Raw genomic sequence first — 18,744 nt, 5'->3', positions numbered from 1 at the left:
TTATGTTATTCTTTATTATTTACAATATTACGCAACATTCCTTCGAAAATAAAATAATGAAATGGTAGCATGGTGTACCAGTATAATCTCCCCCATATACCTTTAGGCCTAAAGGTGGCAGTTTGATGTAGGATATTGTCATCATCCATTTTAAATTCAAGCCAGGCCTCACCTGGTACGCGCATTTCTGCAAAAAGCAGTAATCTACCTTGTTCCTTATCAGCTAGTAACACACGCCAAAAATCCAGTGCGTCACCTACATAAATTTTATCTGGATTGGTTCGACCTCTTCTTAGACCAACTCCGCCAAAAAGCTTATCAATCATACCTCGTATACGCCACAACCAGTCCCCGTAGTACCATCCTGTCTTCCCACCAATGGCCCAAACACGTTGTAGTGCTTTTTTAGGATCTTGAGCCTTCATTTTTTGTTTATCTTTTAAACAGCCATAAGTAGGAACCTGAATAAATTTATCTAAATCACGTTTAAAGCGACTACTTACCATACTATCTTTCCAGCTGCTGGCTACTTCGTTTTGCTCTATTTTAATAAATGCTAATTCCAGTGCTTTAGTATAATTCATTGGTTGAATACCTAAGATTTTCTCTAGCCTTCTATCTTTTGAAACTACTTCTACCGTCATGCTATCCACCAGATTCATCGCTAACTTATAGGAGGTTGAAGTGACGAAATATAACCAATAGGAGGAAAGTTTTGGTGTCATGATGGGCACAGTAAAAATGTATAATGGTAATCCTCTTGCTTTAGCGTATTGCTCTAACATCTGTTTGTAGGTCAACACATCTGCGCCACCTATGTCAAAAGAATCATCGTAGCAGTGCTCATTATTAAGCACACCAATTAGAAACTGAAGTACATTTCTAATTCCTATAGGATGCGTTTTTGTATTCACCCATTTAGGCGTAATCATAAAGGGTAATTTCTCACACAAATCTCGTATGATTTCAAAGGAGGAGCTGCCGGATCCTACGATAATCCCCGCTCTAAGCACTGTGAGATGATAATTACCCTTATACAGGATTTGTTCTACGTTTTTTCGCGATTGAAGATGTTTAGAAAGATGTTCTTCATTGACAATTCCACTTAGATAAATAACTTGTTTGACTGAAGTTTCTGCCATATAGGCATTAAAGTTATTGGCGGCCAGCGCTTCTTTTTCATCAAAATCTGAGGTAGAAGAAGACATTGAATGAATTAAATAGTAAGCAGCATCAATATCAGCAGGTATTTGACCGGGAATTGGATCCTTAAGAAAATCGACTTCAATGATTTCAATTTGCCGCTTGAGACTGGCATTAATAGAAAGACGTTTTTCATCCCTCACAGCGCAAACCACTTCATGTTCTTTATCCAATAACAAAGGCAGTATCCTTACTCCAATGTAGCCGTTTGCTCCTGTTAATAATATTTTCACGTAGTCAAGTTAATAGAGTTAGTTTTTTTATGTTTATTTAGTCTTTGTACCTTACATCTATGCAAAACTTTTTAAAATATGTACTACTGACTTTAGGGGCGGTACTATTAGTTTATGGGTTGGCACGAATGCTTTTCCCTAATCTTTTAAAGGTTTCTCAAGTAGCAATTACGCAAGACTTAGCGGTCATAGTCCTGGGGCTATTTGTCTTCATTTGTGGTCTTGCATTTAATAGAAAATGATTAAAGATCGTCAACATTTGTTGGCGCCTTGGTTAGTTTGTAGTCCAATACCTTCTTCATAAATTGATGCGTACGCTTATCTTTTTGTAAGGCTTTGATTTTAATAAAATATTGATCCCGATAAATAGAATATTCTTCGGCTTTACCCTTATAAATGTTTAGTTTATAGAAAGGAATCACTAGGGCATAGGTCTCTAGCAATGATCTAAAGCTCACGATAATTCCGTTAGGCCTAAGTTCAATCCCACAGGTGTTTATATTATTGTCCAGCACTAACAAATTATGAATATCAATACTAGTAGATGTAATAAATAATTTACCGCTACCTATTCCTCCTAATTTAAATCGATCCAAAAGGTTGAATGTAGCACCAACCTCGGCATCAATTTTAGCCTTGATATCTGGTCTGTTATAAGAAATGTTAAGGAGCATCTTTTTTGTTAAAGATAGCGATTTCTCTATCTCACAAGATGATCTTAACGTAATTTTTGGAGTATCTTTGCGCCTTAAATCTTCGACCTATGATCCAGTCTGATCTCGTTTCTTGTGTTCAACAAGGACTTAAAAAACTTCATCAAGTTGATGTGGAGCAAATAGAATTGCAACCTACTCGCAAAGAGTTTGACGGAGATATTACTGTGGTAGTATTTCCCATGTTACGTCATGTGAAGACTAATCCTGTGACCTTAGGGAATGAGCTTGGCGCTTACGTACTAGAGCACATGGATGAGGTATCTGGATTTAATGTGATAAAAGGATTTTTAAATCTAGAGTTGACAGATCAATATTATATTGACGTCTTGTCTAAAATATCTGGCGAAGAGAAGTACGGGATACAACAATCTTATGGTTCTAAGGAAGCGGTAATGGTTGAATATTCATCACCCAATACAAATAAACCTCTTCATCTAGGGCATATTAGAAATAATCTGTTGGGTTACGCTGTCGCGGAAATTATTAAAGCCAGCGGGAAAAATGTATACAAAACTCAAATTATTAATGACCGCGGGATTCATATATGCAAATCAATGCTGGCCTGGAAGAAATTTGGTAATGGAGAAACACCACAATCCACCGGAATGAAAGGTGATCATTTTGTTGGGAAATACTATGTAAAATTCGACAAGGAGTATAAAACTGAAATTCAAGCGATGATCGCTGATGGAATTGCCGAAGATGAAGCCAAAAAGAAAGCCCCTTTACTTCTTGAAGCCCAACAAATGCTATTGAAATGGGAAGCTGGCGAACAAGAAACAGTAGCACTTTGGAAAAAGATGAACGGCTGGGTCTATGGCGGCTTTGAAGAGACCTATAAAAATCTTGGAGTTGACTTTGACTCGTATTACTATGAAAGTGACACCTATCTCCTAGGCAAGGACATCATAGAAGAAGGTCTTGCAAAAGGAGTTTTTTTTAAGAAAGAAGACAACTCTGTGTGGTGTGATCTTACAGCAGAGGGATTGGATGAAAAATTAGTACTGCGATCTGATGGTACTGCTGTGTATATGACCCAAGATCTTGGTACTGCGGTACAGCGGGTAAAAGATCATCCAGATATTAACGGGATGGTATATACGGTAGGTAACGAACAGGACTACCATTTTAAAGTACTTTTTTTAATTTTAAAGAAATTGGGATACAGTTGGGCAGATCATTTACATCATCTAAGTTATGGTATGGTTGACCTACCTTCGGGTAAAATGAAAAGCAGAGAAGGAACTGTGGTTGATGCAGATGATTTAATTAAGGAAATGGAACGGACTGCTGAAAAAATTTCTTCAGAATTAGGAAAACTAGATGGCTATACCCTAAGACAAAAACAAGAATTATATCATGTTATTGGACTGGGAGCACTTAAGTATTATATTTTAAAAGTAGATCCTAAAAAAACTATTCTTTTCAATCCAGAAGAGTCTGTTGACTTTCAAGGAAACACAGGGCCATTCATTCAATATACCTATGCTAGAATTCAATCTATTCTTAGAAAAGCAAAAGAACAAAACATTATTCAAAGTACTGGGCAACTAGATGAATTACATGTAAAAGAGCGTGACGTTATTAAGCAATTGGAGGTATTTCCAGATGCTGTACAACAAGCAGCAGAGCAGCACAGTCCTGCGATAATTGCAAATTACACCTATGAACTGGTCAAGTCTTTTAATTCCTTTTATCAAAATGTTCCTATATTAGGAACTGCTTCCCCTGAAGAATCCTCATTTAGGGTATTACTAGCAAATAAAACGGCTCAAGTAATCAAAGAAGCTTTAGCGATGCTAGGAATTGAAGTGCCAGAGCGTATGTGAAAAAAAAGAGTCTGGCAACTGCCAGACTCTTTTCAATATATAAATATTGGAAAAATTATGCGTGCGATTCTTTTTCGGCCATTACAGCAGAAGCAAGACTATATATAACAAGCCCAAAACCTATCTTGTTGATAGCGTCACCAATATTGTAGATTACGTCCATTGACAAATCTTGGAACATTGGTACTCCAAATAGTCCACCCTCAGTTCCTGCAATATACCCTACTGGATAGATTGCCCAACCTACAAGTACAAACCAACACAAGATTTTGTGAGCTCTTAATACGTGACCTCCAGCAGATTCTGCCAATTTCTTAGCACTACCAAGCCATATTTCATACACGATTAAGAAGTAGAAAATACCTGAAATTAATCCCCAAATCCAACTTTGAGTTTCATCTCCATAAATAGCTTCACCTATGTATCCCGTTACTAACATACCTACAGAATAGAAAATCATTTTCCATAGTAAAGATTGTTTAGCTCCGGCTACTTTGAGAATTAAATAAAATTCAACGCACATGAGTGGAACGGTTAAAATCCAGTCAACGTATCTAAAAAATACAGGTGACTCCATGTTAGAGATCCAATAATCTCTCATGTAAAAATAATGTACTGCAGCAATAAATGTAATCAATCCTGAAACCAGTATTGAAGTTCTCCATTTTGGATTAAATTGACTTAACGATAAAAAGAAGAAAGCAGATGCTGCCATCATGGCCATACAACCTATAAAAAAGGTAAATCCAACATAATCCGTCGGATCCATTTTAGGCACTAGTGCAATTAGATAGGATAATTTTTCCATAGTTTTGTGGAAATTTTTTGGTTATTAATAGTGCTAATTTAAGCAAACAAATAATAGTTTGTTTAGGCTTTAACATTTTTCATTAAACAAAATGATATTCCTACAAAAATTTAACATTCAAATTAACAATCTAATAATAACTTTAGTTTGTCTTGTGGCTAGTGTTTTTGTGCCCTCAGCACTGTTAAATTATATTGGTTTAGGAGTTGTATTAACAATTGGATTGCTTCATGGAGCAAATGATATTATGTTAATAAATAGACAATCTGAAATTAAAAACCGATCGTTTTCAAGTCTAAAAGCTATCTTTTATTACACTTCAATTATCCTATTATTTGCGGCAGTATTCTATTTTTTACCCACGCTTGGACTTCTTTTCTTTGTTTTTATAAGTGCAATTCACTTTGGAGAGCAACATTTAGCGGCAGTGCTTGATTTGATAGGGAATACACTTAGATATATGTTGTATCTAATTTATGGATTTGTCATCTTTATGATGATTTTTTATTTCAACAGTGAATCTACAATAAAAATAATAGAACAAATGACTGGATTGAGATTGAATGAGGGTTATTTTTTTTATGGATTGGCTGTGTCATTTCTATTACTGTTTCTTCAAACTCTTTACATCCACTTAAAAGAATATAGGTTAAGTTGGCAGATAATTATTCGGGAAGTTCTTATACTGGTGACATTGGCAATTCTTTTTAATTATTCCAGTCTTTTATTTTCGTTTGCGGTCTACTTTGTTTTATGGCATAGTATTCCCTCAATGCGAGATCAACTGGTCTATCTTTATGGAAAAGTTTCGGTCAGATCACTAAAGAAATACATTAGCCAAGCCTTCGTGTTTTGGTTAGTTTCTGTTTTGGGTCTAATACTTTTTTCGATAAGCATTCAGCAATATGAAGATTTTTTTCTAGCTGTTTTCTTTTCATTTTTAGCTGCAATTACGCTACCCCATGTGTTTATTGTTAGTAAAATTAAGCAACAAGAGTAAGCGCATAATTCAACGGTCTATCTCTTTAGAAATTCTTACCTTTGGAGCTTGATTTACTTAGTAAAATGTAACACCTATTGATGATTCCCTATGTTCGATAATTTAAGTGATAAGTTAGATAAAGCATTACATATATTAAAAGGTCACGGTAGTATTACCGAGGTTAATGTTGCCGAAACATTAAAAGAAATTAGAAGAGCGCTGGTTGATGCAGATGTTAATTATAAAATAGCTAAGGACTTTACTGCTACGGTAAAAGAGAAAGCGCTGGGACAGGATGTACTCAAATCATTAAAGCCGGGTCAGCTCTTAGTAAAAATTGTCAAAGATGAGCTTACAGAGCTCATGGGTGGTGATGCCGAAGGAATTAACCTTTCAGGTAATCCATCAGTAATACTAATGTCTGGTCTACAGGGTTCTGGTAAAACTACATTTTCAGGAAAACTGGCTAACTTTCTTAAGACAAAAAAATCCAAAAAACCACTTTTGGTAGCCTGTGATGTTTATCGTCCTGCTGCAATTAATCAGTTGCACGTAGTAGGAGATCAAATTGGTGTTGAGGTATATAGTGATAAATTAACTAATGACCCTGTGGCAATTGCTCAGGCCGGTATTGCCCACGCTAAAACAAACGGATTTAATGTGGTCATTATTGATACCGCAGGTCGTTTAGCAGTAGATGAAGTCATGATGACCGAGATTTCTACTATTCATAAAGCCATACAGCCCCAAGAAACCTTATTTGTCGTTGATTCAATGACCGGTCAGGATGCTGTAAATACGGCAAAGGCATTTAACGATGTGCTTAATTTTGATGGTGTCATTCTTACAAAGCTAGATGGCGATACACGAGGTGGTGCAGCAATTTCTATTAAATCTGTTGTAAATAAACCCATTAAGTTCATTGGTACAGGTGAAAAGATGGAAGCCATCGATGTATTCTATCCTTCGCGAATGGCAGATCGTATCTTGGGTATGGGTGATGTGGTTTCTCTTGTTGAACGCGCACAAGAGCAGTTTGATGAAGAGGAGGCACGTAAGCTGCAAAAGAAGATTGCAAAGGATCAGTTTGGCTTTGATGACTTTTTAAAACAAATCCAGCAGGTTAAAAAAATGGGGAATATGAAAGACCTCATGGGAATGATTCCCGGTGCTGGTAAAATGATGAAGAATATGGATATTGATGATGACGCATTCAAGGGAATCGAAGCGATCATTCATTCCATGACCCCAAAAGAGCGTTCACAACCTCACATATTAAATGCCAGTAGAAAAAAACGAGTGGCGAAAGGATCGGGAACATCTGTACAAGAAGTGAACCAGTTGCTAAAACAGTTTAATCAAATGGGTAAAATGATGAAAATGATGCAAGGTGGGGGCGGTAAGAAAATGATGCAAATGATGCAGGGGATGAGGTAATGATCTAAATCTCAATTTTCAAATACCACATTCCAGAAGCACTGAGTACGCCCTTTGATCTCGAAGAAAGAACATTTCAATTTGCAAGAGATGTAAGACAACTTATAATGAAAATTCCAAACTCTATAGCTAATATAGAGGATGCTAATCAGGTAGTAAAATCATATGTTAGTGTAGGAGCAAATTATATTGAAGCAAATAAAAAGTTAGGTCCTAAAGATCTAATATTTTGACTTAAAATAATTAGAAAAGAAGCTAAAGAAAGAAGGTATGTACTAAGACTACTAAAAGTTGGTAATAGCACGTTTGAAAACGATTTTGATGAATTGATTGATACATAAAATTAACTGAGGAAAATACGTTCAAAATTATCAATGAACTAGATAATTCAAAGTCGTAGTTCTACTTAAAAGCTTTTGGAATTTGGACATTAATTTTTGGAATTTGATTGTTGACAATCATATTTCATTTATACATAGCGTATGACAGTATTAGACGGAAAAAAAGCAAGCAATGATATCAAAAATGAGATCAAAGCCGAAGTAGATAAAATGAAAGAACGAGGTGAAAAAGTACCTCATCTGGCAGCAATCATTGTGGGAAATGACGGTGCGAGTCTCACTTATGTTGGCAGTAAAGTGCGCTCTTGCGAACGGGTTGGTTTTGAGTCTACACTAATTAAAATGCCAAATACTACCAGCGAAATTGAGCTGCTGGATAAAATTGATGAGCTCAATCAAAATAATGAAATCGATGGTTTCATTGTTCAACTTCCACTTCCTAAACAAATTGATACTCAGGAAGTAATCCTGGCAATAGATCCAGATAAGGATGTAGATGGATTTCATCCGGCTAATTTTGGAAAAATGGCCTTGGATATGAGCACGTTTATTCCAGCAACACCATTTGGAATTCTAGAATTACTGGAGCGCTATGATGTAGAAACTAAAGGTAAACATACTGTGGTAATAGGCCGAAGTCATATTGTAGGTCGTCCTATGAGTATTTTAATGGGTAGAAAAGGTTTCCCGGGTAATTCTACGGTAACGCTTACACATAGCCATACCAAAAACATAACTCAAATCACCTCACAGGCTGATATAATTATTACCGCTCTTGGTGTCCCCGGTTTCCTTAAAGCCGAAATGGTTAAAGACGATGCGGTTATTATTGACGTGGGGATCACACGTGTGCCAGATGAATCCAGAGAACGAGGTTATTATATTACTGGAGATGTAGATTTTGAGCAGGTATCTAAAAAAGTTTCAGCCATTACGCCTGTACCCGGTGGTGTAGGACCAATGACGATTGCAATGTTGCTTAAGAACACACTTTTGGCCAGAGAAAGACATAGAGCAGCGGCTAAGAAAAAGAGTATGGATTAAGCCTCAAAAAGCTGATTCATATCCTTAAATGTTTTGAATTCTAAGACGTTTCCGCAGGGGTCATAGAAAAACATGGTGGATTGTTCTCCTTTTTTGCCTTCAAAACGTACATGGGGTTCAATTTCAAAGTTGATGTTCTTTTGCTTTAAATCTTCCGCGAAAGCGTGAAAATCTTTCCAGGCAAGTATCACTCCAAAATGAGGAACAGGAACTGCTTTACCATCAACTGGATTTTTAACTTCCAATTGTTTTTGTTCGCTTAAGTGGATTACGAGTTGATGACCAAAGAAATTAAAGTCCACCCAATGATCACTGCTTCGGCCTTCTTCACAGCCTAAAACGTCACGATAAAAAGCCCGACTCTTCACCAATTCTGAAACAGGAATAGCCAGATGAAACGGCGTTAACATGTTGCTCATAATACATTTTTTGTGTTACTGTATTCTTTTCTATAAATTCGAACCAAAAGTAAAAATAGACTTACCAGTAAAGGACCAAAAATTAAACCAATAAATCCAAAAATGGGCACACCAACGATTACTCCGATAATCGTAATCATAGGGTGTAAGTCGGCAAGTTTTTTTTGAATTAAAAATCTAAATAAATTGTCTGTTGCGCTAACAATAGTGGCTCCATAAATAAGAATGCCAATAGCCTCAGTACTATCACCTTGTGCAAATAGTAAAATAGTAACTGGGACAATACCTAAAGCAGTTCCTACAAAAGGAATCATGGATCCAATAGAGGTGACTACGAACCAAAACCATGGATCGCTAACACCAAAAATCCAAAAGCCAATTAACGCAACGATCCCTTGCATAACTCCTACTAACGGTATTCCTATTGCGTTGGACTTTACCAAATCACTTACTTCTTGTCCAATCAATAGAATGTTTTCTTTTTTCAAAGGAATATAAGCTTGTGAAGCTTTTGTCCAAATGTCTCGCTCAATAAGCATGTAATACAGCATAAAATATAAAAGTCCTATTGCGATCAAGGCATTAAAGGTGCCACCGGCAAAATCTTGTAAATTATTACTTAACCATGCCGTGATTTCCTGTGTGTCAATGTTTTGAGAAAAATTTGGTCCTATATATTCTTCAAATCGATCTATATAATTTTTAGTTGCTTCAACTACTTTTTCAGAATTGTTGATAAACTTAGATACTTTAGAAGAAAGTAATAATACGATCAAGCTTACGGGAACCAATATGACGATAATAGAAATTACAATTAAAAGTGAGGCTGCGATCCAGGGTTTCCACCCTCTAACTTCTAACATACGCTGATAGCGCACTAAGAGCACATAAAAAGTTACTGCACCAAGAACTCCGCTTAAATAGGGTAGTAAGTAGTTAAAGATAATAGCAAACAGTAAAACAATCAGCAACAAAATGAATGTTTGCCTGATCTTAATGGGTTCTATTTTATTCATTGGTCAAAAGTAACCTTTAATTTTGCTAGTTATTTCTAAGCGCATCTATTAATTCTTGCTTGTTCATGGTCGACCGGCCGTCTATCCCCACCTTTTTTGCCTGTTCATAAAGTTCATCTTTGGTGCGCTCTTCATAATCCGTTGCTTTTCCGCCTTTTTTGCCGGCATTAGGCGTATTGGCTATGCGTGCAGCTTTCTCTTTAGAATACCCCTGATCCCTTAGTGCTTCGTACTGTTCTTCATTTTTAATACTTGGTCTGTCCATAATTTTTGGTTTAAATCTAACTAGAAGAACAGTTTTAGGGACGTAAATTTTTGTTATTTTTTTAGAACAACTAGGCCTCAAGGAAATCGACCATCTGCTTATAAATATCAGCGCGGTGTAATGAATGACCGGCTTGCGGAGTTTCGATAAGCGAAGCTTTATCCCAGTTAAAGGCTATAGATTGCGATGAACTGATTGGTGCGATAGCATCCTGAGGATCATGAAATAGTAATCCGTTTTGCTGGAGGTAACCGCTAAATTTAGGAATAGAAAACTGGTCAAACGTAAAACCAAACTGATCTACAAATAGTTCTTCTAAGGCACTCATAATCGCGTTGTCTAGTTGCAACAGTTGCTGATAATCATGCATAATTTCACTCAACTCACCCGGGGGAGCAAGAGCAATAATCTTTTCTACATTATTATCTGGATAGCGGTACTGATGAAAAATAGCGGTCATACCACCAATCGAATGTCCAATCACATAGCTTGGATCGTGAAGCTCTACCAATTTGCGTACAGTAGCAGAATACAGGGGTACATTTAAAATAGAGCCACTTGAGGCGCCATGAGCCGGTGCATCTAAGGCAATAATGTTGTAGTCCAATGGTTGTAGGTAGTTCAAAAATTCTTTCCATCGTGCCGTATTACTCTCCCAACCATGAATAAGCAAAATCGTTTCTCTTTCTCCTGGCCAGTGATAGGTTTGGATATCATTATGTTCAATGTGATGAAGTTGAGCTTTATATTCGGAAAGGTATTCTTCTTGTTGAGGCAGTAATTTTCCTTTTTGGGGAGAACAAAATATATTGAATGCCTGTTGAGCAGCTTTATTTAGGTCGGTCTTAGCTAACCTGTTGAGCATTTTTCCCACCTGAAGCGGTGATGGAGGTGTTTTCTCTATCATTCCTCTTCGCGATTAGCTTGATCGATGGAAAATGCCGGAAGACAGATCGCTAAATACTCACATGCTTCTTCAAATGGATTTGCGTAGCGTACACGTGTGTTTTTATTGATCTTAATGCTCTCTCCGGCTTTTAATATAATATCTTCTGCATTTATGGTAAATTGTTTTTTTCCTTTAATGACGTAGGTATATTCATCAAACGTAGGTGTTTGATATGGCTCAGACCATCCCGGTGGAGCGATCATGTGTGCAATGCTTAGCTCCTTCTCGCCATTTGTTGCCAAACCAACATGTTCTTCAATTAGTTTACCATCTGTAGTTGGGACGATAAACGGTGATCGTTGGATGGTGTACTTTTCCTTTTTCAAACTAAAATTATTTAATTTTCCTACTTCCTACTTCCTACTTCCTACTTCCTACTTCCTACTTCCTACTTCCTACTTCTACTCCCAACCAATCCAAAACTGGTCGATTGGAGCGTTATCTGGGATGAGGCTGGATTCTATTTTATGGGTTGTGGAAAGCTGAAATATCGTAGGGAGGTGTTTTTTATCAATAGTGATGTATGCTGGAATTTCCTCTAAAAAGATGACTGCATCTGTAATTGTATTCTCAATTTTCTTAATCGTATAATTCTCCAAAATTTCTTTATAGGTGCTTCGGGTACTCAATCCTTTTTCGGTTTTAAACGCTGGATCCAATATTCTAATATCCCCAATTCGGCTAGCTGTATCTCCAGGTGTTTTTGGGTCAAGGCGTAAAAGTTGATTTCCCGAAGTCTCATAGATTTCTATTTCATTTCCGCCAAATATATAGGTGCTGTCAAACCTTCGGTTAACAATTGAATCCTGTTTATAAATTTCACCTAATTGACTAACTCTGGTCTCTTTTGACAATTTACCAACTTGATCTGCCGTAATCAAAAAAGGATCATTTCCTACTTCACAAGAGGTCATCAACAGTACTATTAAGCTTACACTAATTATTGTTCTATTCATTTTTATATTCTTTTGCTTAAACCTTAAACCCTATATAAGCTATTTAATCATTTTACCCAATATGCCCAATACGCTTCTAATTACCGTAGCACTGGTTAACACTTTGATCACTGCTTTTTGTGTAGGGCTTTGGGTTGTTCTGCTGCTTCGGCGTTTTGAAGTAGTTTTTTCAGCTTTTTTTCGTTCTTCTTGTGCTTTAGCTTTAGCTTCTTCCTGATTTGCTTTCTTTATTTTCTCATTCAGTAATTCATAGGCACTCTCACGATCAATCTCCTGATTATATTTTTTAGCGAGTGTTGACGATGAGGTAATTTCTTCTAATTCTTTTTTAGACAGGATATCCATGCGCGACATAGGCGCTCTAAGCATAGTGGCGGCTAATGGCGTAGGGCGACCTTTTTCATCCAGTGCAGAAATTAAAGCCTCTCCAATTCCTAAAGATGTGAGCACTTCTTTTGTGTCATAATACGGTGAGTCTGGATAATTTTCAGCGGTTAGCTTAATTGCTTTTCGATCTTTTGCAGTGAATGCCCGCAGGGCGTGCTGTACTTTTAGTCCTAATTGACTCAAGACACCTTCAGGAATATCGGTGGGATTTTGAGTAACTAAATATAATCCCACTCCCTTAGACCGAATCAACTTTACAATGCTTTCAATCTGGCTATGTAGAGCAGCTGAAGCTTCTTTAAAAATAAGGTGCGCCTCATCAATAAAAATGACCAGTTCTGGACGACCGCTATCACCTTGTTCTGGAAAAGTAGCATAGATTTCTGCCAGTAAACTCAACATAAACGTAGAAAACAGCTTAGGGCGATCTTGAATATCAGTCAGGCGAATGATGTTAATCATACCTTTTCCGTTTTCCTCAATCCTACATAAATCCTGAACTTCGAACGAAGTTTCGCCAAAGAAAATATCTGCTCCCTGTTGCTCCAGTTCGATAACTTTTCTTAAAATGGAACCCGTAGAGGCTGTAGAAACTCGCCCGTAGTGTTCTTCAATCTCTTTTTTGCCGTCATTAGTCGCATAATGCAACACTTTTTTAAAGTCTTTTAGATCCAGCAGTGGTAAGTCATTATCATCACAGTATTTAAAGATAACTGAGATAATGCCAGATTGTGCCGGTGTGGCATTAATAATTCGCGAGAATAGCACAGGGCCAAATTCACTTACAGTAGCCCTCATACGAACACCATTTTGTTCTGATAACGTTAGAATTTCAACAGGAAAACCCTTAGGGGTAAACGGCAGTCCAATTTTCTCGTGGCGCTCATCAATTTTTGCGTGTCCAGTACTTGCTTTAGCAATTCCGCTAAGATCACCTTTCATATCCATGAGCAATACAGGTATTCCTTGCTCACTTAAATTTTCGGCAATCACCTGCAAAGTTTTTGTTTTACCTGTTCCGGTAGCACCTGCGATTAAACCGTGGCGGTTAAGTGTTTTTAAGGGAATGTTTACAAAAGCATTCGTAATTGTTTTTCCCTCCAACATAGCCGCGCCCATGGTGAGGTATTCACCTTTAAAGGTGTTTCCTTTGGTGATATGACTAATAAATTCTTCGGTCTTACTCATGAGTTCTTCTTAATACATCAAAAATAACAATAGTATTGAGTTAAAAGAAAACTCATGCAATTTAAATAGGAATCTTCAAGCAACTAGACGAAAAGCAATATCTTTGTACCACATGATGACAGCAGAGGTAAAGCAACAGGTAGATAAGGGTGAAATGCTCCCGTTAATGGAAGAATTTTACACTATTCAGGGCGAAGGATATCATAAAGGTAAAGCGGCTTATTTTATACGTGTAGGCGGTTGTGATGTGGGTTGTCATTGGTGTGATGTAAAAGAAAGCTGGGATGCTGATACACATCCTCCTACGTCTATTAATCATATTGTGGATAACGCAATTAAGCACAGTGATACCATTGTAATAACTGGTGGGGAGCCATTAATGTGGGATATGAACCCATTGACAAAAAAGTTGAAGTCTAAAGGCGTACAAACCCACATCGAAACATCTGGTGCTTATCCACTTTCAGGAGAATGGGATTGGATATGCTTATCACCTAAAAAAAGAATGCTTCCTAAAGCAGAAGTCTATCAACGTGCCAACGAACTAAAAGTGATCGTTTATAATACGCATGATTTCGCTTTCGCTGAGGAACAAGCTAAAAAAGTTAATCAAAATTGTAAACTATTTTTACAACCAGAATGGAGCAAACGCGAAAAGATGATGCCAAAGATGATTGACTATGTAATGCAAAATCCTAAATGGATTATGAGCTTACAAACCCATAAATATCTCAATATTCCTTAGGTCTGAATTAAAAAGAATTTTACGTTAATACGATATATTCTATGGGTCATCTATATGATTTAATCCTTTAAAATTAGAATGTCCTGATATATGTTTTCAGGACATTCTAATTTTAACCTCTTTGTTTATTAGGCTTTCTTAAATGGTACCTGTATAAATGTATCATCCCAGCCCATCATTAGATGTGCTCCATTGTCTGTGGGCTTAAATGCAATAGAAAATGATTCAATGGTTGCAGGAGATGTTCTTGCCGGCGCATTAATCCTCACTGCGTCTTGTTCCTGGCTGTAACCACTGGTTCCCCATCTGTTTGTAGTTTTATTTAGGATCACAGTCCATTCTTTCTCTCCAGGGATTGTATATAAGCTGTACGTTCCGGCTTCAATTTTAGAATCATTAAGCATCATATCTACGTAAAAGGTAATTTCAGTCGCTTCATTAGCACCTGTTCTCCAAATTTTACCATAGGGAACCAATTTTCCAAAAATCTCGCGATCCTTTTTTTGAGGGCGGCTATATATAACGCGTATCAAGGCCTGATTGTTATCACCTCTAAGCATTGCAATATCCATGGGACTTTTATCCATATCAGGAAAATCCTGTGCTTGAGTGGTTTGAAATGAGACTGTCACACAAAGAGCAATTAAAGCTAGTACATTTTTCATTGTTTTTATTTTTTATTTACCGTATAAATATATCTATAAGCAAAAGCACTCGCTGTTAAGGCTCTGCTAAACTATTGGGTTGTATAACTTACAGTTTGACTTAATCATACCAATAAACACTAATTCATCTACCAAATTGATATAAAAATGAGCTTTAGAACTACAATTCAAAACCATTTAGGCTCTTTGACTTTTTAAATAGAAGGATAAGGTAGAATTTAGCCCAGAATTTAAATCGATAATTATGTGCGGAATTGTATGTGCTTTTGATGCAAAAGAATCTCCTGATCAGGTAAGACCTAGAGTGTTAGAAATGGCAAAAAAAATAAGACATCGCGGTCCCGATTGGAGTGGAGTCTACGCCAATGGTACTACGGTCATGGCGCATGAGCGCCTGGCGATTGTAGATCCCGCTTCAGGCAAGCAACCGCTGGTGAGCCCAGATGGAAAGCTTGTTTTAGCGGCAAATGGAGAAATTTATAATCACAGAGCTTTACGAGATCAATTGGGTGGAGCCTATCAGTTTAAAACCAATAGTGATTGCGAAGTCTTATTAGCATTATATCAAGAAAAAGGTGCTGAGTTTTTGGATGAGCTCAATGGTATTTTTGGCTTTGCAATTTATAATAATCAAGCCAATGAATATTTCATCGCACGCGATCATATGGGAATCATCCCTCTGTATATGGGCTGGGATCAACATGGAACTTTTTATGTAGCTTCAGAATTAAAAGCCTTGGAGGGTACTTGTTCAAAAATTGAATTGTTTCCGCCGGGTCACTATTTAAAAAGTTCCGACGCAAAATTCGTCCGGTGGTATCAAAGGGATTGGCAGGATTACGATACTGTAAAAGACCATGAAACTTCAGTTGTTGAGCTTCAGCAAGCACTTGAAGATGCTGTACATAGACAATTAATGAGTGATGTTCCTTATGGCGTGCTGTTGAGCGGGGGCTTGGATTCTTCGGTCACTTCGGCTATTGCTAAAAAATATGCCGAGATGCGTATAGAAGCAGATGATAAAACGAAAGCTTGGTGGCCTCAATTGCATTCGTTTTCCGTAGGATTAAAAGGTTCTCCTGATTTGGCTGCCGCCCGAAAAGTAGCCGATCATATCGGGACAGTACATCACGAGATAGAATTTACGATCCAAGAGGGAATAGATGCGATAAGAGATGTGATTTATCAATTAGAAACGTATGACATCACAACAATTAGGGCCAGTACGCCCATGTATCTCATGGCGCGCGTGATCAAATCTATGGGAATAAAAATGGTCTTGTCTGGCGAAGGAGCAGATGAACTCTTTGGAGGTTATTTATATTTTCATAAGGCTCCAAATGCAAAGGAATTTCATGAAGAAACAGTTCGAAAATTGAATAAACTCCACATGTACGACTGCTTACGCGCGAATAAAAGTTTGGCAGCATGGGGAATTGAAGGTCGTGTACCATTCCTAGACAAAGAGTTTATGGATGTAGCCATGAGAATCAACCCTAGAGATAAGATGATCACAACGGATCGTATGGAAAAATGGGTGATTCGAAAAGCTTTTGAAGATTATCTCCCTCAAGAAGTAGTCTGGAGACAAAAGGAACAGTTTAGCGACGGAGTGGGATACAGCTGGATTGATACCTTAAAAGAAAAGGTGAATGTTGAGGTAACAGACGGGCAAATGGAAAACGCTCAATATAGATTTCCATTGCAAACCCCACAGAATAAAGAAGAATATTATTACCGAAGTATTTTTGAAGAGCATTTCCCCAGCGATGCAGCGGCGTTGAGTGTGCCCCAAGAGCCAAGCATAGCCTGTAGCACAAAAATCGCATTAGAATGGGATGAGGCCTTTAAAAACATGAATGATCCCAGCGGAAGAGCCGTCGCTAAAATTCACGAAGATGCATATTAATGAGACCCATTCTGAGCTTTTTGCTCAGGATGCCGGTCGAATTAACCCCGCAACAATGCGGGGTCTCTTTTCATGATATGTGGACCCATTCTGAGCTTTTTGATCAGGATGATGGTCGAATTAACCCCACCACAATGCGGGGTCTCTTTTTCATGATATGTGGACCCATCCTGAGCTTTTTGCACAGGATGATGGTCGAATTAACCCCGCAACAATGCGGGGTCTCTTTCTCATGATGTATGTACCCATTCTGAGCTTTTTGCTCAAGATGCCGGTCGAATTAACCATTGTATTATTCCTAATCATACTTTCAATTTATAGTTCTCCCTCTCCGACGGGAGAGGGGTTAGGGGGTGAGGCCTTTTAAGGGAATCATTAATTATATTGGCAAAAGAAAATAAAGTTTCATCAGTTTACTCTTCATCCACCTTTTAGTAAGATTATTAAAGAAGGAATAGTGGATCGGGTTGAGGACTTTTTAAGGAGTTTTGATCATTTTAAAAGCACTATCTTACTGTATTTATGAAATTAAAGATTTCGGCGCAGGTCTATAAACTACCCCTCAGGCATCCTTTCACTATTTCTCGATATACGATAGAGATACAAGAAACTGTCATAGTCTCAATTACCTGTGGTGATCATACAGGGTATGGCGAAGCAACAGCCAATCCGTACTACGGGAGTACCGTAGAAAAAATACAAAGGTCAGTAGTAAGTGTAGCACAAAAGGTAAAAGATGCATCTCGCACATCTCCGCAAGCGTTATGGAACGAGTTATCTCAATCGCTAAAAGAAGATTATTTTGCCTTATGCGCTATCGATTCTGCTTTTTGGGATTGGAAATCAAAAAAACGCGGTATTTCGTTAAGAGATTTGCTTTCGGTTGATTTCAAAGCATTTAAAAACAATAGTTTAAGTCTTAATACTAGCTATACCATAGGTTTGGCCTCTATGGACAAAATGATAGAGAAATTGAGGGAAACACCCTGGCCTGTGTATAAAATTAAGCTAGGAGGTAAGGATGATCTTAACGTGATCAAATTTTTACGTTCCCAAACCAGTGCCGTTTTTAGAGTTGATGCGAACTGCGCCTGGACTGCTAACCAAACAGTAGAGTTTGCAAAGCAAATGAAAACACTGGGAGTGGAGTTCATTGAACAACCTTTGCCAAATCATAAGATTGAGTCAATGGACAGGTTGAAATTGAAAAGTGTTTTACCGCTTATGGCAGATGAAAGTTGTCCGCGTTACGAAGATATACTTAAATGCTCAACAGGATTTCACGCGGTAAACATAAAATTAATGAAATGTGGCGGAATCACACCCGCGATTAAAATGATTCAACAAGCGCGTGAATTGAAATTGAAAATCATGCTGGGTTGTATGACAGAATCTGGTGTTGGTATCGCAAATATATGTCAATTGGCTCCATGGGTAGATTATCTTGATACAGATGGTGCTATGCTGTTAAAAAATGATCTTGCAAAGGGAGTAAAATTTGTCGATGGAAGATTAGTTTATGGCAATATTTCAGGTAATGGAATTCACACACTTCGGCAGCAATAATTACCCACATTTTGTTGATAACTTCCCCCTATTGGCAGGGCTTTTGCACTAAGAAAGTGGCCTATTTAGGTATATTTGTAAATGAC

General features: G+C 37.5%; 19 protein-coding genes. 8 read left to right on the top strand and 11 right to left on the bottom strand.

Annotated features, from left to right (window positions below; genetic code table 11):
- Nucleotides 1–5: 5 nt before the first annotated feature.
- Both ABD000_RS13450 and ABD000_RS13445 read right to left on the bottom strand, forming a co-directional pair.
- Nucleotides 6–1,436, bottom strand: a complete 1,431-nt coding sequence (locus ABD000_RS13450; RefSeq protein ID WP_343768578.1) for an SDR family oxidoreductase — start codon at nucleotides 1,434–1,436, stop codon at nucleotides 6–8.
- 242 nt (nucleotides 1,437–1,678) lie between these two features.
- On the bottom strand, nucleotides 1,679–2,110 hold the full coding sequence (locus ABD000_RS13445) for a hypothetical protein (RefSeq protein WP_343768576.1): 432 nt from the start codon (nucleotides 2,108–2,110) through the stop codon (nucleotides 1,679–1,681).
- An 89-nt stretch (nucleotides 2,111–2,199) separates the two neighbouring features.
- Here ABD000_RS13445 and argS point away from each other — a divergent pair, with 89 nt between their 5' ends.
- Complete coding sequence (gene argS / locus ABD000_RS13440; protein WP_343768573.1) at nucleotides 2,200–3,981, top strand: arginine--tRNA ligase; 1,782 nt, start codon at nucleotides 2,200–2,202, stop codon at nucleotides 3,979–3,981.
- Between the two features lie 55 nt (nucleotides 3,982–4,036).
- Here argS and ABD000_RS13435 read toward each other — a convergent pair whose 3' ends face one another.
- On the bottom strand, nucleotides 4,037–4,789 hold the full coding sequence (locus ABD000_RS13435; protein ID WP_343768570.1) for a bacteriorhodopsin-like: 753 nt from the start codon (nucleotides 4,787–4,789) through the stop codon (nucleotides 4,037–4,039).
- A gap of 154 nt (nucleotides 4,790–4,943) precedes the next feature.
- Between ABD000_RS13435 and ABD000_RS13430 the strand changes: the two genes are divergently transcribed.
- The 4 genes from ABD000_RS13430 to ABD000_RS13415 all read left to right on the top strand — a co-directional run bounded on the left by ABD000_RS13430 (nucleotide 4,944) and on the right by ABD000_RS13415 (nucleotide 8,593).
- The gene (locus ABD000_RS13430) at nucleotides 4,944–5,789 is read left to right on the top strand and encodes a Brp/Blh family beta-carotene 15,15'-dioxygenase (RefSeq protein WP_343768568.1); all 846 of its coding nucleotides are present in this window, start codon (nucleotides 4,944–4,946) and stop codon (nucleotides 5,787–5,789) included.
- Nucleotides 5,790–5,879: 90 nt separating this feature from the next.
- On the top strand, nucleotides 5,880–7,208 hold the full coding sequence (gene ffh / locus ABD000_RS13425) for a signal recognition particle protein (RefSeq protein WP_343768566.1): 1,329 nt from the start codon (nucleotides 5,880–5,882) through the stop codon (nucleotides 7,206–7,208).
- An 8-nt stretch (nucleotides 7,209–7,216) separates the two neighbouring features.
- Complete coding sequence (locus ABD000_RS13420; protein WP_343768896.1) at nucleotides 7,217–7,441, top strand: four helix bundle protein; 225 nt, start codon at nucleotides 7,217–7,219, stop codon at nucleotides 7,439–7,441.
- Between the two features lie 249 nt (nucleotides 7,442–7,690).
- Nucleotides 7,691–8,593: a bifunctional 5,10-methylenetetrahydrofolate dehydrogenase/5,10-methenyltetrahydrofolate cyclohydrolase gene (locus ABD000_RS13415; protein WP_343768564.1), complete on the top strand. Its 903-nt coding sequence runs from the start codon at nucleotides 7,691–7,693 to the stop codon at nucleotides 8,591–8,593.
- On the opposite strand, the gene ABD000_RS13410 is transcribed toward ABD000_RS13415, so the two are convergent.
- The 7 genes from ABD000_RS13410 to ABD000_RS13380 all read right to left on the bottom strand — a co-directional run bounded on the left by ABD000_RS13410 (nucleotide 8,590) and on the right by ABD000_RS13380 (nucleotide 13,773).
- The gene (locus ABD000_RS13410; protein ID WP_343768562.1) at nucleotides 8,590–9,012 is read right to left on the bottom strand and encodes a VOC family protein; all 423 of its coding nucleotides are present in this window, start codon (nucleotides 9,010–9,012) and stop codon (nucleotides 8,590–8,592) included. The genes ABD000_RS13415 and ABD000_RS13410 overlap by 4 nt on opposite strands.
- Nucleotides 9,009–10,028 (bottom strand): AI-2E family transporter, encoded by a 1,020-nt coding sequence (locus ABD000_RS13405; protein WP_343768560.1) that lies wholly within the window; start codon nucleotides 10,026–10,028, stop codon nucleotides 9,009–9,011. The genes ABD000_RS13410 and ABD000_RS13405 overlap by 4 nt, the downstream gene beginning before the upstream one ends.
- A gap of 25 nt (nucleotides 10,029–10,053) precedes the next feature.
- A complete protein-coding gene (locus tag ABD000_RS13400) occupies nucleotides 10,054–10,293 on the bottom strand; it encodes a DUF7218 family protein (RefSeq protein ID WP_343768558.1) in 240 nt (79 codons plus the stop codon).
- A gap of 70 nt (nucleotides 10,294–10,363) precedes the next feature.
- Nucleotides 10,364–11,200 carry an alpha/beta hydrolase gene (locus ABD000_RS13395; protein ID WP_343768555.1) on the bottom strand — a complete coding sequence of 279 codons (837 nt, stop codon included), beginning with the start codon at nucleotides 11,198–11,200 and terminating at the stop codon, nucleotides 10,364–10,366.
- Nucleotides 11,197–11,568: a cupin domain-containing protein gene (locus tag ABD000_RS13390; RefSeq protein ID WP_343768552.1), complete on the bottom strand. Its 372-nt coding sequence runs from the start codon at nucleotides 11,566–11,568 to the stop codon at nucleotides 11,197–11,199. The genes ABD000_RS13395 and ABD000_RS13390 overlap by 4 nt, the downstream gene beginning before the upstream one ends.
- Nucleotides 11,569–11,643: 75 nt before the next feature.
- Entirely contained in the window at nucleotides 11,644–12,198 is a 555-nt protein-coding gene (locus ABD000_RS13385) for a hypothetical protein (RefSeq protein ID WP_343768549.1), read from the bottom strand.
- A gap of 39 nt (nucleotides 12,199–12,237) precedes the next feature.
- Entirely contained in the window at nucleotides 12,238–13,773 is a 1,536-nt protein-coding gene (locus ABD000_RS13380; protein WP_343768547.1) for a helicase HerA-like domain-containing protein, read from the bottom strand.
- 112 nt (nucleotides 13,774–13,885) lie between these two features.
- On the opposite strand from ABD000_RS13380, the gene ABD000_RS13375 reads away from it, so the two are divergent.
- Nucleotides 13,886–14,518, top strand: coding sequence for a 7-carboxy-7-deazaguanine synthase QueE (locus ABD000_RS13375; protein ID WP_343768545.1), 633 nt, complete (start codon nucleotides 13,886–13,888; stop codon nucleotides 14,516–14,518).
- A gap of 128 nt (nucleotides 14,519–14,646) precedes the next feature.
- Here ABD000_RS13375 and ABD000_RS13370 read toward each other — a convergent pair whose 3' ends face one another.
- Nucleotides 14,647–15,183 (bottom strand): DUF2911 domain-containing protein, encoded by a 537-nt coding sequence (locus tag ABD000_RS13370; protein ID WP_343768543.1) that lies wholly within the window; start codon nucleotides 15,181–15,183, stop codon nucleotides 14,647–14,649.
- A gap of 244 nt (nucleotides 15,184–15,427) precedes the next feature.
- Between ABD000_RS13370 and asnB the strand changes: the two genes are divergently transcribed.
- Nucleotides 15,428–17,092, top strand: coding sequence for an asparagine synthase B (gene asnB / locus ABD000_RS13365; RefSeq protein ID WP_343768541.1), 1,665 nt, complete (start codon nucleotides 15,428–15,430; stop codon nucleotides 17,090–17,092).
- A 522-nt stretch (nucleotides 17,093–17,614) separates the two neighbouring features.
- Nucleotides 17,615–18,658 (top strand): dipeptide epimerase, encoded by a 1,044-nt coding sequence (locus tag ABD000_RS13360; RefSeq protein ID WP_343768539.1) that lies wholly within the window; start codon nucleotides 17,615–17,617, stop codon nucleotides 18,656–18,658.
- The last annotated feature ends 86 nt before the right edge of the window (nucleotides 18,659–18,744 follow it).

The sequence above is a fragment of the Gangjinia marincola genome, from assembly GCF_039523415.1.
Taxonomy (GTDB): Bacteria; Bacteroidota; Bacteroidia; order Flavobacteriales; family Flavobacteriaceae; genus Gangjinia; species Gangjinia marincola.
The sequence above is the reverse complement of the archived record's forward strand: the minus strand, read 5'-3'. Positions and strand labels throughout refer to the sequence as shown.

Coding starts and splice junctions, on each gene's coding strand:
- ABD000_RS13445 (WP_343768576.1), bottom strand. CDS start 2,110: ATGCTCCTTAACATTTCTTATAACAGACCAGATATCAAGGCTAAAATT.
- argS (WP_343768573.1), top strand. CDS start 2,200: ATGATCCAGTCTGATCTCGTTTCTTGTGTTCAACAAGGACTTAAAAAA.
- ABD000_RS13435 (WP_343768570.1), bottom strand. CDS start 4,789: ATGGAAAAATTATCCTATCTAATTGCACTAGTGCCTAAAATGGATCCG.
- ffh (WP_343768566.1), top strand. CDS start 5,880: ATGTTCGATAATTTAAGTGATAAGTTAGATAAAGCATTACATATATTA.
- ABD000_RS13415 (WP_343768564.1), top strand. CDS start 7,691: ATGACAGTATTAGACGGAAAAAAAGCAAGCAATGATATCAAAAATGAG.
- ABD000_RS13410 (WP_343768562.1), bottom strand. CDS start 9,012: ATGAGCAACATGTTAACGCCGTTTCATCTGGCTATTCCTGTTTCAGAA.
- ABD000_RS13405 (WP_343768560.1), bottom strand. CDS start 10,028: ATGAATAAAATAGAACCCATTAAGATCAGGCAAACATTCATTTTGTTG.
- ABD000_RS13400 (WP_343768558.1), bottom strand. CDS start 10,293: ATGGACAGACCAAGTATTAAAAATGAAGAACAGTACGAAGCACTAAGG.
- ABD000_RS13395 (WP_343768555.1), bottom strand. CDS start 11,200: ATGATAGAGAAAACACCTCCATCACCGCTTCAGGTGGGAAAAATGCTC.
- ABD000_RS13385 (WP_343768549.1), bottom strand. CDS start 12,198: ATGAATAGAACAATAATTAGTGTAAGCTTAATAGTACTGTTGATGACC.
- ABD000_RS13380 (WP_343768547.1), bottom strand. CDS start 13,773: ATGAGTAAGACCGAAGAATTTATTAGTCATATCACCAAAGGAAACACC.
- ABD000_RS13375 (WP_343768545.1), top strand. CDS start 13,886: ATGATGACAGCAGAGGTAAAGCAACAGGTAGATAAGGGTGAAATGCTC.
- ABD000_RS13370 (WP_343768543.1), bottom strand. CDS start 15,183: ATGAAAAATGTACTAGCTTTAATTGCTCTTTGTGTGACAGTCTCATTT.
- asnB (WP_343768541.1), top strand. CDS start 15,428: ATGTGCGGAATTGTATGTGCTTTTGATGCAAAAGAATCTCCTGATCAG.
- ABD000_RS13360 (WP_343768539.1), top strand. CDS start 17,615: ATGAAATTAAAGATTTCGGCGCAGGTCTATAAACTACCCCTCAGGCAT.